The sequence below is a fragment of the Halioxenophilus aromaticivorans genome, assembly GCF_042850945.1.
In the GTDB taxonomy this organism is placed as follows: domain Bacteria; phylum Pseudomonadota; class Gammaproteobacteria; order Pseudomonadales; family Cellvibrionaceae; genus Halioxenophilus; species Halioxenophilus aromaticivorans.
Window position 1 is genome coordinate 1 of the sequence record NZ_AP031496.1, and the last position, 14,727, is coordinate 14,727.

The window sequence follows — 14,727 nt, forward strand, 5'->3', positions numbered from 1 at the left end:
GGGCCCCATCTTGCCGCATTCAGTGTGGGAAAAATGCGTTTCAGCATTACAGAGTGAACTTCCCAGCCAGCACTTTAATACCTGGATTAAGCCGTTGGAGGTGGATCCTAATCCGTCCTCTGGCGGTGAGTTGCGCCTGGTGGCTCCAAACCGATTCATCTTGGATTGGGTAAACAACAAGTACCTCACCCGCATAGAGCGTTTGGTAAGCGAGTATAACCAAGGGCAGGTGCAATCCATTGGTATCAGCGTGCGGCCCAAGCAATCGCTAGCTGGTCGCCAACAACGCAGTGTTTCTAGGCCGCTTAACGTAGGTGCCAGTTCAGCGCAGCCGGGGGCCGGTGGCTTTGGCAGTAGCCCCAACAACGCTTTTTTAAGCACTAATGGTAACAACAGTGGTGGGCGCAATAACAATCGTAGCGCGCCGGTGTCTGCAGCGCAGCTGTTGGCCGGTGATCATTCTGCCAATTCGTCCCCCATGCCGAATGCCAATCGTTTTGAAATTACCGGCGGCGAGCTAACTAACCGAACGTCATCCGGCGGCGATGATGATTGGGCGGATTTTGATTGGTCTGAAGTTCAGGGCGCTGGTGATTCGCCCAGCAAGAATAATCAGGGGCCCAGTGCCGCGGCTCAATCTGTGCACAGTACGAATACCCTGAATAGTGCTGCACCGCCGGTTCGTAGCCTTGGTGGCATGGGTTATGGCGCTGGAGCCGATTTGGGCTCCAGCCGGAGAGAGACACCGCGAGCCCAGGTTGAAGGAGCAATTAATCATGCTGGTGGTCTTAACACAACTTTTACGTTTAAGAGTTTTGTTGAGGGTAAGTCCAACCAGTTAGGTTTGGCTGCTGCCCAGCAGGTGGCAGAGAACCCCGGCGGTGCCTACAACCCGTTGTTTATCTACGGTGGTGTGGGCTTGGGTAAAACGCACTTGATGCACGCCGTGGGTAATGCCATACAGAATAGAAACCCCAACGCTAAAGTTATCTATTTGCATTCCGAACGCTTTGTTGCCGATATGGTGAAGGCGCTGCAATTAAACGCCATTAACGATTTTAAACGCTACTACCGCTCCGTTGATGCCTTGCTTATTGATGATATCCAATTTTTCTCTGGTAAAGAGCGCTCCCAAGAAGAGTTTTTCCATACCTTTAACGCGCTACTCGAAGGCGGTCAGCAAATTATTTTGACCTGTGACCGTTACCCCAAAGAAATTAAAAATGTAGAAGAGCGATTGAAATCTCGCTTTGGTTGGGGGCTTACCGTTGCGGTTGAACCGCCGGAGCTGGAAACCCGAGTAGCGATTTTGATGAAAAAGGCGGTGTCCGTGAATATGGATCTGCCAAACGAAGCGGCCTTTTTTATTGCCCAACGCGTGCGCTCCAATGTGCGTGAGTTAGAAGGCGCGTTAAAAAGAGTGATTGCGCACTCGCATTTTACCCGCCGTCCCATTGATGTGCCCTTGGTGACCGAAGCGCTGAAAGACCTGCTTGCTTTGCAATCTAAGCAAGTCAGTATCGATAACATTCAACGTGTGGTCGCTGAATACTACAAAATCAAAGTTAGCGATCTACACTCTAAGCGTCGCAGCCGTTCTGTTGCGCGGCCACGCCAAGTAGCCATGGCCTTGGCGAAAGAGCTCACCAATCACAGCTTGCCTGAAATTGGTGAGGCCTTCGGTGGCCGTGACCACACCACTGTGTTGCATGCCTGCCGAAAAATTAAAGAGCTCAAGGAGATCGACGGTGAAATGCAGACCGACGTGAAAAACCTGATGCGCTTGTTAACAACCTAAGGCCAGGAAATTAACTTACTAGTCCTGCAAACTTTCGTAAATATCTTCGAAACCGCCATAATCTCCAATCGTTACCGCTAATAGGGTTCTGACAAAGGCCCTATGGTGAGGTAAAATTGACTCGTTATTGATCCCCAATTTGCTGACATCGTTCGAGAATCTTCCATGAAATTTACCCTAGCACGAGAGCAACTTTTAAAGCCATTACAACTGGTGGTAGGCGTTATTGAGAAACGCCAAACCATGCCGATCTTGGCCAATGTGTACATGGTGCTTAGGGATAATGAGTTGTCTTTAACCGGTACCGATATGGAAGTTGAAATGGTGGTGAGGGTACCATTGGACGGTGAGTTCGAAGACGGCGAAATTACGGTCCCAGCTAAAAAGCTCACCGACATCGTCCGCTCACTGTCTGAAGATAGCCAAATCAAGTTTGAGTTAAAAGACCAGCGCGTGGTGGTAAAAGCCGGCCGCAGCCGCTTTCAATTGTCCACTCTGCCCGCCAGTGATTACCCGGCCACAGAGCAGGGCGACAAAGACATAGTGTTCTCCGTTACCAAGGGCGGAGTGAAAAGGTTAATCGACCGTACGGCCTTTGCTATGGCGCAACAAGATGTGCGCTATTATTTAAACGGCATGTTGTGCGAAGTGGCTCCGTCACATTTCCGCTCTGTTGCCACAGATGGCCACCGTTTGGCGCTGTGCGATTTAAAAGAAGTGTCCATTCCCGTTGCTGAAAAGCAGCTTGCTATTGTTCCGCGTAAGGGCATTATGGAACTGGCTCGGTTGTTGGACGACTCTGCCGAGCTGGTGGAGATTGCTTTGGGTGCGACTCATATCCAAGTTCGTTCCGATGTCTTCACCTTCACTTCTAAGCTGATCGACGGCAAATTCCCAGAGTACGAGCGCGTACTGCCTAAGGGCGGAGACAAGGTTTTGTTTGGCGCTAAATCCGATCTGAAACAAGCTTTTGCTCGTGCGGCTATTCTATCCAACGAAAAATACCGCGGGGTGCGCCTGCTGCTGAGCCAGGGCTTGCTAACCATTGTTGCCAATAACCCAGAGCAAGAAGAAGCCACAGAAGAAGTCCTAGTAGATTACGATGGTGAAGAAATGGAGATCGGCTTTAATGTAAGCTACTTACAAGACGTGGCCAATGTTATCGACGCCGATTCTTTGAAGCTCACGCTGTCTAACGCCAACGCCAGTGTACTGATTGAGGAGCCCAATGGTGGCGACTCCATGTATGTTGTTATGCCAATGCGTATGTAGCATTGGGCTGTAGCCGTCCCACTAACGAGACTTCCTTTTGATTTTAGATCGCTTGGTAGTACAGAATTTTCGTAATATCGAGAGCGCTGATCTTAAGGTAAACCCACAAGCAAACGTCATCTACGGTGCCAACGGTAGCGGAAAAACCTCAGTTCTAGAGGCAATTTCGCTCCTGGCCCACGGTAAATCCTTCCGTTCCCACCTGTCCACGCCGCTTGTGAAACACGGGCAAAGTTCCACTGTGTTGTTCTCAACTCTAATTGATCCAGTTACTGGTACTGCAATACCCGTTGGGATAGAAAAGCACCTGCGCAAGGGTACTAATATTAGAATAAATAAATCCAATGCCAAAAGCACCTCCGAGCTAGCCCGATTGCTCCCGTTTTTGGTGGTGGATGGTGCAGCTTTCACCGTTATCGATGGTGCTTCTAAGTATCGTCGAAAGATTTTGGATTGGTTGGTGTTTCACGTGGAACCAAGGTTTCACCGGGCTTGGTTAGGATATCAGACAGCGTTAAAGCAGCGTAATGCGTTACTCAGACGTGGTATACTTAGCGGCCACGAATTTGATATATGGGGCCAGCAGTGCGTCGAATACGGTGATTTGGTAACGCACCTTAGGATGCAGTGGTTTAGCCGCTTACAGGCCGAATTAGAGGGACTCTGGGCCGATTTGGGGTTATCTATCAATCTCTCGTTTCACAAGGGTTGGAAAGAACCATTGTCTTTAAATGACGCCTTCATTGAATATCACGAAGGCGATTGTCAGCGGCAGACTACACGTAATGGCCCCCACAGAGCTGACCTTCTTCTTAACTGTGACGAAGGGAAGGTAGCGGAAGTCTTCTCCCGAGGGCAAAAAAAGACTGCAATCCTAGCGCTGTATTTGGCCGTGGTTAGCCAATTTATCAAAGCTAACAACAGCAAGCCGGTGATTGCTCTGGATGATCTCCCAGCAGAGCTTGATAAGAATCATATTCAGTCGGTACTAGCGGTGTTGCTTGAGAGAGCGCACCAGGTGTTTATCACCACCATTAACAAAGAGCAGGTTCTTGAACTACTGCCTGCAGATATACAACTGTCTGTGTTTCACGTGGAACACGGCCGCATAACACAAGAATCAATCTAATAACGTCCGACTTATAGTCTTCGGAGCATTTTATGTCAGATGAGCAAAACTACAATTCCGATAGCATCAAGGTGTTAAAGGGCCTAGATGCTGTGCGCAAGCGCCCCGGCATGTATATCGGAGATACCGACGATGGCACGGGTCTACACCACATGGTATTCGAAATTGTAGATAATTCTATCGATGAGGCCCTGGCTGGCCATTGTTCGGAAGTTAAAGTTACCATCCACACCGATGAATCCGTGACCGTGAGCGATAACGGCCGTGGCATACCGACAGAGATGCACGAAGAAGGTGTTTCCGCTGCCGAGGTTATTATGACCGTACTTCATGCAGGTGGAAAATTTGATGACAATACCTACAAGGTCTCTGGCGGCCTACACGGTGTGGGTGTATCCGTAGTTAACGCTCTATCCGAAACCTTAAAGCTGACAATACGACGTGAAGGTAAGATACACGAGCAAGTGTACAAGCACGGTGTACCGGAAGCCCCGTTGGCCGTGGTGGGGGAGAGTGAAACTACCGGAACCATGGTGCACTTCAAGCCTTCGGACAAGACCTTTACTAATATCGAATTCCATTTTGACTACCTAGCCAAGCGCCTACGCGAGCTGTCGTTCCTCAATGCCGGTGTGCGCATTGTGTTGGCGGATGACCGTAGCGGCGAAAAAGAAGTATTCGAATACGAAGGTGGCCTTAAAGCTTTTGTTGAGCACCTTAATCAAGCGAAAACGCCCATTAACAATGTGTTGCACTTTAACAACCAGCGGGAAGACGGCATTAGTGTTGAAGTGGCTTTACAGTGGAACGATGGCTTCCAAGAGAACTTATTCTGTTACACCAATAACATTCCTCAGCGCGATGGAGGTACCCATTTAGCGGGCTTTAGAGCAGCGTTAACCCGCGGTCTTAATGGTTACATCGAAGCCGAAGGCTTTGCTAAGAAGCAAAAGGTGAATACCACAGGCGACGATGCTCGTGAGGGTATCACCGCAATTATATCGGTCAAAGTACCAGATCCTAAATTCTCCTCTCAGACTAAAGATAAGTTGGTTTCTTCTGAGGTCAAGTCCGCTGTGGAACAGGAGATGGCTTCAGCCTTTAGTGAATACCTGCTAGAAAACCCCGGCGACGCCAAAGCCATTGTCTCTAAGATGATAGACGCCGCCCGGGCTCGTGAGGCAGCCCGTAAGGCAAGGGAGATGACCCGACGTAAGGGGGCCCTGGATATTGCTGGTCTGCCGGGTAAGCTGGCAGACTGCCAGGAAAAAGACCCTGCGTTATCTGAAATATACCTGGTGGAGGGTGACTCCGCTGGGGGATCTGCAAAGCAGGGCAGGGACAGACGTACTCAAGCTATTCTGCCGTTGAAGGGTAAGATTCTGAACGTAGAAAAGGCCCGCTTTGACAAAATGCTATCCTCCGCTGAGGTGGGCACCTTAATCACGGCGCTAGGTTGCGGTATTGGTACCTCGGAATTCAGCGCAGACAAGCTGCGCTACCACTACATCATCATTATGACCGACGCCGACGTGGATGGATCGCACATCCGTACCTTGCTGTTAACTTTCTTCTTCCGCCACATGCGTGAGTTGATTGAGCGTGGTCATGTGTACATCGCCCAGCCGCCGCTTTATAAAATTGCCAAAGGTAAGTTCGAGGAGTACCTGAAAGACGACGATGCACTCACCGCATTCCTATTGCGTGCCGCTATGGAAGGTGCCGCACTGCACGTCAATGCCGATGCACCGCCTATGCAAGGGGCTGCGTTAGAGAGCCTAATCACCGAGTACCGCGCGGTTATGGCCACCATCCAGCGCCTAAATAAGATCTACCCGCCAGAAGTACTGGAGCAAATGATTTACCACGAGCATCTCAGCGTTGAGGATTTAGCCGATCAGTCTAAGGTGAGTGAGTGGTGCAGTAAATTGGAAGGCACTCTACTGGGTGAATCTCGTTCGGGTGATGCCTCTTACGTATTGGTGGCCAGGGAAGATACGGAGCGCAGCCTGTATGTGCCCAGGCTCACAGTAACTACACACGGCATTGCCAGCGACTACACCTTTGAGCACAGCTTCTTCAACAGTGGTGAATACCGCTCTATTGCTGAGCTAGGTGATAAACTGAGCGACTTATTAGAAGAGGACGCCTTTGTGGCCCGTGGAGAGAAACAGGAGCCGGTTACGTCCTTTAAAGATGCCTTGGATTGGTTAATGACGGACTCTAAACGCGGCTACGCCATACAACGCTACAAAGGTTTAGGCGAAATGAACCCAGACCAGCTATGGGAAACTACCATGGACCCAGACTCACGCCGCATGCTGCAAGTAACTATCGAAGATGCCATTGGTGCTGACCAAATGTTCGCCACGCTAATGGGCGACCAGGTAGAACCCCGAAGAGACTTTATCGAAACCAATGCCCTGTCGGTGGCCAACCTCGATATCTAAAAGGACCTGGCCTGTTTTTATTGACTAAACGTGAAATACCCCGTGTTCTTCATAGGCACCGCGGGGTATTTTTTTGCTTCTAAAAGCCTCAAATGAACGGTGTGGTTAGGTTAAACACGGTTCAAAATTCTGTTCCAAATGCGCCACAAACCGCACCAGATCACTCTCGGTGGTAGGGTTCTTCATTACGTCGTAGCAAACAAAAGTCTCCATCCCCTCCATAGCGAAGAAGCGGAAGTTCATATGCAGTGGGAAAAACAAATCGTCTACGCTCTTACCTTGAAACAAATACTCTCTGGGGTTGTTAAAGGCTTGCTTGGGAGCGTTAAACGTCAGCGACAGCATGTATTTTTTACCGTGTAGGCTACCACCGGTACCATAACCCAGGGCAGGGGCTTTGCTGCTGCGGCCGTCGCCATTGCACAGCTCGCCACCCATGCCGGCGGTATATACGTCATCCATATACTTTTTAAAGGTCCAGGGCACGTCCATCCAATTTACAGGCGTTTGCACTAGGATCACATCCGCCCAGAGGTGGTTTTGCACCTGCTCATTGGCATCCCAGGGCTCATCCACAACCACTAACCGCGTGGCATGACCCCTAGATTCCAATACCTCAACGGCCCTGGCTGCCAGTGCAGCGTTGAGTTCGCCCTTAGAAAAACTGTAATAATGATGGGCATTAATGATTAAAATATTACTCATAATATTTGGTATCCGGGTATGAGAAAGGCCTAGTTAGGCCGTTGTTTAGTGAGGAACACTGTTTGGTGATATAGGTATATTCTGGTAACCTAGGTTATTTAGTCAACCAGTATACTTTTGGTAACCACAAGAGTGTTGGTGGGTAATTTATGAAAAACGAAGAAAAATCAGAGCGTTACAGAGAGAAAAAAAATTTAGAAACTTGCCTCGAGCCCTGCTCAATTGAAAAGGGCATGCGCATTTTGGGGGGTAAATGGACCGGCTCCATTATTTACCACCTAAAAGATGGACCAATACGGTTTAACGACCTAACCCGAGCACTGGGCGGCGCCAGCAAGAAAATCATTGATCAACGGCTAAAGGAGCTGGAAGCCAGGCACATGGTAAAACGGACGGTGATCAGTGAGCGGCCCATCGCAGTGACCTATGCGCTGACGGACACCGGCGCCAGCGCATTGGACTGCCTGGAGGCATTGCGGGCATGGTCGGAATCCGTGCACGGGCCGGCGTAGATGCTGGCTGTAATACATAGGCTTTAGTACTTAGGCTGTAGTAATTACCGGCCATAGGTGAGACTATTTTCGAGCACTAACACAAGATCATAAAATAACCGAAAAATGGCGCTTCAAGGATGGGCTATGAAACGAATCATTGTGTGTTGTGATGGTACCTGGAACGACCTAGACATGCGGTATATCACCAACGTTGGTCGCTTGGTGCAATGCTTGGGCAAGACCGGTAAATCAAAATCCACCAGCGTCAAACAAAGTGTCTACTACGATGACGGCGTAGGCGCGGCCGCCAGTGGTGTACGGCGAGCCCTGGAGGGCGTCACCGGCATCGGCATCGACGAGCAAATCTACAGTGCCTATCGCCATATCTGTATCAACTACGAGCCCGGCGATGAAATTTGCCTGTTTGGCTTTAGCCGCGGCGCCTTTGCTGTGCGCAGCATCGCCGGCATGATTGGCCGCTTAGGTTTGGTGGCTCCCACCAATTTAAAGCATCTGTCCCAAGCCATGGATGTGTACCGCAACAAAAACACCAAGCAGCAAAACACTTTTAAAAAACAACAGGCCAGCTTTAGTAACGTAAAAGTGACCTTGCTCGGTTGTTGGGATACCGTGGGTGCCCTGGGTATTCCGGATAAAATTCCGTTTTTCCCCCTCGATAATATTTTTCGTAAACGCTACGAATTCCACGATACTGAACTGGGCAACCACATCGAACGGGCCTTACATGCCGTGGCCATTGACGAACGCCGCAAAGAATTTGGCGTTACCATGATGAATAAGCCCAAGGGTGCCCCGGCCAGCCAGAAATTAATTCAAACCTGGTTCCCTGGCGACCACGGTTGCGTGGGGGGCGGCTCGTGGGAGAAGCGGGCGTTCTCTAACCACTGCCTGAAATGGATGATAGACCAAGCTCAGTCGCTGGGTATCGACCTTGGCGCCAATGTAGACCTGCTGCACGATGCCGCCATCACCGACCCCGGCGTATTTTTTAGCCAGCAGATCAATATCATCTACGGCCGAAAAGATCGCCCCATGCCAGACAAACTGGTGCAATGGAAAGACATCGACGCGACCGCAAAATATCGTTGGCAAGAGCTGCCCGATTACCGACCGTCGGTGTTAAAACGCCGGTTTAAAAAGCAACTGGATGCGTGGCAAGCCAGTGAGGTGCGGGTACCGGCACAGGAGGTTACCAGCTTAGCGACAGACCAGTCGCTGCCTGTACGGGTATTTTCCAAGGATTTGGTGAACCGTAGCTATGTGCAGGTTAGCCAAGGGGAACGACTGATAATAATGGTTAATCGGGTGCAAGTTTGGAAAGACGGCGGGCTGGACCCCTGCGATATTCAGGGTTGGAACACCATCACTGGTAGCGACGCCAAACCGGCTTATAAAGATGGTGAACAGGTGGATTCCGGGGCGTTGAAAAAACGCTTTATACGCTCCGCCAACAGCAAGCGGGTGGTGAAAACCGCCGATTGGTTTGAGTTGATTATTAGCTGTGGTGAAGACAACTACGAGCGCTTGGCGATAAAACAGCCCAAGTTAGAAGCAGAACCCTACGCTATTGAGTACCAAGCCAAACGCGACGGCGAGTTGCTATTTACCGCCAACGATCTCTCCCACACCATTAACGCCATCGATAAATACGACAACAATACCGGCTGGGTGTGGCTCACCGTTACTAAGCGCTAGTGCGCTTGGCTGGCGGTGAGCTTTTCAATGGCGGAGATTTGCTCGTCGATGGCATTGATATCGGCGGATACTTTGGCGATGTGATCGATGCTTTCTCTAACCTTGCGATTGGCGTCGATAGACTCTGATACCAAATTGGATAGGTTGCCCTGCAGTACCTGGGAACCTTGATGAATCGCTGTTAGGAATTTTTCGTTGTTACTGATGGCCGTATGGATGGATTGGATCGAGCTGGTCACGGTATTAATGGTGTCGCCGGTTTTGTTTAAGCTGTCTTGGGTACTGTGAGAAAGCTGACGTACTTCATCGGCCACCACGGCAAAACCGCGCCCAGCGTCGCCGGCCCGGGCGGCTTCAATGGCTGCGTTCAAAGCCAGTAAATTGGTTTGCTCGGATATCCCTGATATTACTTTTAAGATGGTGAGCACTTCTTCGGAGTTGGATTTTAAATCCTCCACCTTGCCGCTTAATACCTTACGTTCGTCGCCACTTTGTTCAATATCATTACTGAATTTGGAAAACTGCTCCTGAATATTATTAAGAATATCCACACTGTTGCTAGCAAACCCAGATAGGTGATTAAAACTCTCTACCATGATGTTTAATAAGTGGCGATATTCAGCCAGGTTAGTGATCAGCTTAGATTGAATTTTATTGACGTACTTCAAACTGTTTATCTTTGAGTGCAGGTAATGCTCGCTAAACTGGCTGGAGTAATAGGGGAATCGGTTGGCGTATTCGTCGTAAAAGGTCTCACCGGGTTGCACATGAAAAAACATCACCGCGGTAAGGGTTTGATTCATATGGACGCCCAGCAGCTCACCAAAAGTGGAAAACCCAGCCACTGGCGTGTTATCAAATAGTTTTACCCGGCCCAATTGATTGGCGTTATTGAGGCGGCGCAAAATGCAGTCGTTGGCGATAACGGCCACGGGTTTGCTGGATTTGCGTTGCATAAATTGGTCAACCGAGTGGCTGGTGGCCGAGGCAATATCCGTGGCTTGCATCAAATACAGTTGGTCGCCAAAATTTAAATCACAAAAAAACACGCAACTATTGGCTTCAAAATCCAACCCAGCCACGGAGCGAATATTAAAATCGCCATCCACATTGACCGCAAAGGTGTACTTTTCCAAAGCCTGGTTTAATTGATCTCTGCCGCATTTAAAGTGTTGGCACAGGCTATCGATAAAGCTACGGACCTCAAAGGTATCCGGGTCAATTACCGAGGTTACAGTGCGCTTGTGAGGGTCGGATTCGGCAATAATAAAGCTCTTTTGGGTAGGCTTAAAATTGTGTGATTTTAATAATCCGTATTTAATATTCTGCGCAAGTTTCACAAATATCAACATCGCTTTATTCTTGGCAATGCCGCGCCCGTCATAAACCTGGGCACTCTTAAAATCCAGTTTGCCACCGGCGGAGCCACCCACAAAGTAGCAAGGGAAGCGGCCACTGGCGTACAAAGCCTGCACAAAGAAGCTTTCACTGCCGCACAGACCGTCGAAAAACGTCAACGCTAGGGTATTTTCATAGTTGATATCAAACGGCACTGAAACCCGATTGATCTCCTCTTTAATCTTCTCAATACGCTGTTCGCTGCTGTACTGCGGGTTGGGCAGGGCTAAGTCCTCGCAGTGCAAAGGCACACTGCGAACCTCGACGTGGGCAAACAAATCTGGGCTAAAGGCCTGCACCACAATATTGTCCCAGCTGCCGTTGGCGGGATGATAAAGCGATTGGCTGCAGCTACTCAATTCGCCTGCGGTCATCACGCCAATTACGTGGTCCACACCGGGTAAAGCCTGCTGAATTTTCTTAACGGTGGGTTCAAAGGGCACGTTTGGCGATACGTAGGCAATCACCAGCTGTGGCGGCCTGCTACTAAACGAAAGTTGCTCGGCCAGAGAGTTGAGCTGATGGCTTGAAACCGATATGACCTGGGTAAAGGGGCCGTTATACCCCGTAACTTCGTCTTTTTGTCGCCTAAATAAACGCATCGTGTGTATTCCGTTCAATAAAGTCATTGCTACAGTGGGATAGCGGCAAGGAATTGCGTATCTTAAATAGGTATAAGTTATAAACGTTTGGCACTATTATGCGTATGGCATAATTCTAAGAAATAACACAGTGACAGGTTTTGAAAGGTGTCTACCAAGGTGTCTAGAAATAGGGCCACATCCGCTGGAATTGGCCGCAGCAGAGTTCTGATAACAGTGGTCGCCGTGCTTATAGCGGTGCATTTGTTGAATATGATGTCCGGCGGCGTACTGGTGGCTTACGGCATCTTCCCTCGTCAGCTCGGCACATTGCCCCATATCATCACCGCACCGGCCATTCACGGTGACGTTAGCCATTTGCTAAACAATCTTATCGGCTTTTTGATCTTTGCTTCTTTGTGCTTGTTCAACTCCGTTTCGCAATTTGTTAGAGCCAGTGTGTTCATCATTTTTCTTAGTGGGCTGTTGGTGTGGTTGTTGGGGCGGCCGGCTTGGCACATCGGCGCCAGTGGCTGGGTGTATGGCCTGTGGAGCTTTGCCATATTTAGAGCGTGGTACCATCGCAGCTTAACCAACTGTATCGCCGCCATGGTGGCGTTGTGTTTTTACGGGGTAATGCTCTATGGCATTCTGCCGGCTTACCCCGGCGTATCGTTTGAGTCTCACTTGTTTGGTGCCATAGCCGGCGTTATCGCTGCGGCTCTCATTACGCAGAAGGGTAGGCGGTTTAAATTCCTGTGATTGGTCGGTTTTTTAGGTGGTCGCTAGGATTGGAGCGTTCTCAACCCCAGGTACAGTGGCAGCAGCGATGGACGGATATTCTCACGCAAAAAGTGGCGTTTTATCGAGCCCTGAGTAGCGATAACCAAACGCTATTTAATCAGCGGGTGTTGTTGTTTTTACACACCACCGCAGTGGAAGCCGGGCAATTTGAAGTCACCGAGGAAGATCGCTTACTAGTGGCCGCCAGTGCCATCATTCCGGTGTGGGCGTTTCCAAAATGGCACTATTTCAACGTACACACGGTTTATCTATTACCGGCATCGTTTAACCAACAATTTGAATGTGGTCAGCCGGATTCTCTTATCACCGGTATGGTAGGCACCGGCCCTATGAGTGGTAAATTGGCACTGAGCCGCCCGCACTTGCATCTAGGTTTTAGCAACAGCCGAGACAAGCGCAATGTGGGGATACATGAATTCATCCACTTAATCGATATGGCCGATGGCGACTGCGACGGTTACCCAGAGGCGCTAAAAGAATTTGCTTACGCCATCCCTTGGTTTGAACTGGTCGATAAAAAACCGAACAGATTTACCAAAAAGTTTCCAACATAGATGACTACGCTACCATTAATAAAGCAGAGTTTTTATGTGTGGTATCGGAGTATTTTTTTGAGCGGCCTAAAACGCTTAAGCAAAAACACCCAGCTCTATATAAAAGCCTACAAACCCTTTATCAACAGGATACCGCCGCCATCGGTTTGGATGTAATAACCGCACGCAACGCGCAATGCCCATGCGGTAGCGGCAAGAAATTCAAACGTTGTTGTATGCCTAAAGACTAAATTAGACACCAAAAGTTACCGGCGTAAAAATAATAATAAATTTTGCGCCACGCCAATTTACGCAGCTATACTTTTAATGAGATTAAAAATAAAGCGAAAAATAAAAAGCCAAAGAGACAGGCTAATTTAACTGTTTCTATATTAGGATTGGTTAAAAGAGGTGTTTATGCATTGTCCACAGTGTAAAGGCATGGAACTTCAACTCAGTGCCTTAGAACTCGAACTTTCCGCCAGCAGTTGCCCTCGCTGTGATGGCACCAGCCTGCCATTGCAACACTACAAATACTGGGCAAAAAATCATTTTAATGGCCAAAGCGTCTACCTTAATACTTTCTCTAACAGTAATACCAATAGTTGCACCAATAAGCCCAAGGCGTGCCCTAAATGCTGTGAGTTAATGTACTGCTACGATGTGCACTTGGATTTAGGTAACCACCTACACGCCTGCGACGAATGCGAACTGGTGTGGCTTACCCATGCGCAATGGGGCACCTTAAAAAACTTTTATTTAGAAAGCGCCTATCCGCCAGCCTTTGATGGCAATTGTTCAGTGTTCAACCACGGGCCCCGTGGTCAAAGCATTCGAGATTTGCTCGGTAGAGACGACTATCGCACCGCTGCTGAATTCAAACTTTGGCTAAAGCGACATCCGTTGCAAAGCGATATTCTGGATTTTTTGGAATAGCCCGGCTATGACAGCAGCAACCACCAACGTTAGATTGCTTGATAGTTTGAATGGTAAGGATGTATTCGGTGACTGCTTTTTATGAGGAAACCAAAGCCTGTATAGACGCGGTTTTTGAGGCCCACGCACCGTCTGAAGTGACGCTCACCTTAGATGCCACGGGTGTTAATGGGCACGTACAGTTGCTGGTGCTCTCCATCATTGGTTACCAGCGCCTAACCCAGTTAAAGCGGGTAAATGCCATCTCTGGTAGTTGCTATGCGTATTTGGTTTACCACGCACTCAATACCACGGGCATTGAGGGCTTAGGGGCTATAATGCAGAGGTGGGATTCTAATATGCGCAGGCATTTTCATAAAACCCGTGTCTTAAAAACCCTGGCTAAATTGCCCATGGCAGCGGTGGGGAAGGGCAATATTTTTAATCCGCAATGCCTTGAGGCCATGTTGCGAGGAACGGTAAACGACCATAACGCTAATAGGCCGTTGTCTACAGTGCCCGATAACGCGGTTTTTTGGGTGTACAACCAAACCCGGGGCTGCCCGGTGGGCTTAAACGCGCGTGGCGAATACCAAGATTACTCCATGGCAGAATTGGCCAGAACCTTTGCCGCTATTCCTAAATTGTATGGCGCGGCCAAGCTCGGCGATGATTGGTTTATAGACCCGGTGTTTTCCAAGGACTACAGTGCTCTGCGTACGGCGCTAAAAAAAGACGCAAAGCCCGGCCATCATATTTATTCAAACATTGCCTTTGCCAAGCAAACGCCCAATATTACCTATATAAAAACACATCAATACGGCGATGGAAAACGCATGGTGGTGGCAGACTTCATTAAACTCATGTTGAATATTCCAAACAGAAAAATCTACCACGCGTTTCAGCAAGCCAATATTCCGTTTTCGAAATAG

General features: G+C 49.1%; 12 protein-coding genes and 1 pseudogene. 11 read left to right on the top strand and 2 right to left on the bottom strand.

The features are described from left to right. Nucleotides 1-10 precede the first annotated feature (10 nt). The 4 genes from dnaA to gyrB all read left to right on the top strand — a co-directional run bounded on the left by dnaA (nt 11) and on the right by gyrB (nt 6,649). Entirely contained in the window at nt 11-1,798 is a 1,788-nt protein-coding gene (gene dnaA, locus ACGHM3_RS00005; protein ID WP_345427099.1) for a chromosomal replication initiator protein DnaA, read from the top strand. Between the two features lie 165 nt (nt 1,799-1,963). Continuing rightward, on the top strand, nt 1,964-3,070 hold the full coding sequence (dnaN, locus tag ACGHM3_RS00010; RefSeq protein ID WP_345427101.1) for a DNA polymerase III subunit beta: 1,107 nt from the start codon (nt 1,964-1,966) through the stop codon (nt 3,068-3,070). Nucleotides 3,071-3,107: 37 nt separating this feature from the next. Further along, complete coding sequence (gene recF, locus ACGHM3_RS00015) at nt 3,108-4,199, top strand: DNA replication/repair protein RecF (RefSeq protein WP_345427103.1); 1,092 nt, start codon at nt 3,108-3,110, stop codon at nt 4,197-4,199. Nucleotides 4,200-4,231: 32 nt separating this feature from the next. Next, nucleotides 4,232-6,649, top strand: a complete 2,418-nt coding sequence (gene gyrB / locus ACGHM3_RS00020; protein WP_345427105.1) for a DNA topoisomerase (ATP-hydrolyzing) subunit B — start codon at nt 4,232-4,234, stop codon at nt 6,647-6,649. A 105-nt stretch (nt 6,650-6,754) separates the two neighbouring features. Here the strand turns inward: gyrB and ACGHM3_RS00025 are convergent, their stop codons facing one another. Further along, nucleotides 6,755-7,354, bottom strand: a complete 600-nt coding sequence (locus ACGHM3_RS00025) for an NAD(P)H-dependent oxidoreductase (RefSeq protein ID WP_345427107.1) — start codon at nt 7,352-7,354, stop codon at nt 6,755-6,757. A gap of 149 nt (nt 7,355-7,503) precedes the next feature. On the opposite strand from ACGHM3_RS00025, the gene ACGHM3_RS00030 reads away from it, so the two are divergent. Together ACGHM3_RS00030 and ACGHM3_RS00035 are read left to right on the top strand one after the other, a co-directional pair. Then, nucleotides 7,504-7,866 carry a helix-turn-helix domain-containing protein gene (locus tag ACGHM3_RS00030; protein ID WP_345427109.1) on the top strand — a complete coding sequence of 121 codons (363 nt, stop codon included), beginning with the start codon at nt 7,504-7,506 and terminating at the stop codon, nt 7,864-7,866. Nucleotides 7,867-7,992: 126 nt separating this feature from the next. Continuing rightward, nucleotides 7,993-9,564 (top strand): DUF2235 domain-containing protein, encoded by a 1,572-nt coding sequence (locus ACGHM3_RS00035; protein ID WP_345427111.1) that lies wholly within the window; start codon nt 7,993-7,995, stop codon nt 9,562-9,564. On the opposite strand, the gene ACGHM3_RS00040 is transcribed toward ACGHM3_RS00035, so the two are convergent. Next, nucleotides 9,561-11,591 carry a methyl-accepting chemotaxis protein gene (locus tag ACGHM3_RS00040; RefSeq protein ID WP_390517729.1) on the bottom strand — a complete coding sequence of 677 codons (2,031 nt, stop codon included), beginning with the start codon at nt 11,589-11,591 and terminating at the stop codon, nt 9,561-9,563. The two genes, ACGHM3_RS00035 and ACGHM3_RS00040, sit on opposite strands and share 4 nt — an antisense overlap. 132 nt (nt 11,592-11,723) lie before the next feature. On the opposite strand from ACGHM3_RS00040, the gene ACGHM3_RS00045 reads away from it, so the two are divergent. From ACGHM3_RS00045 to ACGHM3_RS00065, 5 genes and pseudogenes are all read left to right on the top strand, one after another. After that, nucleotides 11,724-12,305, top strand: a complete 582-nt coding sequence (locus ACGHM3_RS00045) for a rhomboid family intramembrane serine protease (protein ID WP_345427116.1) — start codon at nt 11,724-11,726, stop codon at nt 12,303-12,305. 92 nt (nt 12,306-12,397) lie between these two features. Continuing rightward, nucleotides 12,398-12,966: pseudogene (locus tag ACGHM3_RS00050) on the top strand (zinc-dependent peptidase); the annotation flags it as partial. Further along, nucleotides 12,940-13,131: a zinc-dependent peptidase gene (locus tag ACGHM3_RS00055; protein ID WP_390518280.1), complete on the top strand. Its 192-nt coding sequence runs from the start codon at nt 12,940-12,942 to the stop codon at nt 13,129-13,131. The pseudogene ACGHM3_RS00050 and the gene ACGHM3_RS00055, both read left to right, overlap by 27 nt. 166 nt (nt 13,132-13,297) lie before the next feature. Next, complete coding sequence (locus ACGHM3_RS00060; RefSeq protein WP_345427120.1) at nt 13,298-13,816, top strand: hypothetical protein; 519 nt, start codon at nt 13,298-13,300, stop codon at nt 13,814-13,816. 68 nt (nt 13,817-13,884) lie between these two features. Continuing rightward, a complete protein-coding gene (locus ACGHM3_RS00065; RefSeq protein ID WP_345427122.1) occupies nt 13,885-14,727 on the top strand; it encodes a hypothetical protein in 843 nt (280 codons plus the stop codon).

Bases quoted from the DNA above. Each gene is read 5' to 3' on its own strand.
- dnaN (WP_345427101.1), top strand. From the start codon at position 1,964: ATGAAATTTACCCTAGCACGAGAGCAACTTTTAAAGCCATTACAACTG.
- gyrB (WP_345427105.1), top strand. From the start codon at position 4,232: ATGTCAGATGAGCAAAACTACAATTCCGATAGCATCAAGGTGTTAAAG.
- ACGHM3_RS00025 (WP_345427107.1), bottom strand. From the start codon at position 7,354: ATGAGTAATATTTTAATCATTAATGCCCATCATTATTACAGTTTTTCT.
- ACGHM3_RS00030 (WP_345427109.1), top strand. From the start codon at position 7,504: ATGAAAAACGAAGAAAAATCAGAGCGTTACAGAGAGAAAAAAAATTTA.
- ACGHM3_RS00035 (WP_345427111.1), top strand. From the start codon at position 7,993: ATGAAACGAATCATTGTGTGTTGTGATGGTACCTGGAACGACCTAGAC.
- ACGHM3_RS00040 (WP_390517729.1), bottom strand. From the start codon at position 11,591: ATGACTTTATTGAACGGAATACACACGATGCGTTTATTTAGGCGACAA.
- ACGHM3_RS00060 (WP_345427120.1), top strand. From the start codon at position 13,298: ATGCATTGTCCACAGTGTAAAGGCATGGAACTTCAACTCAGTGCCTTA.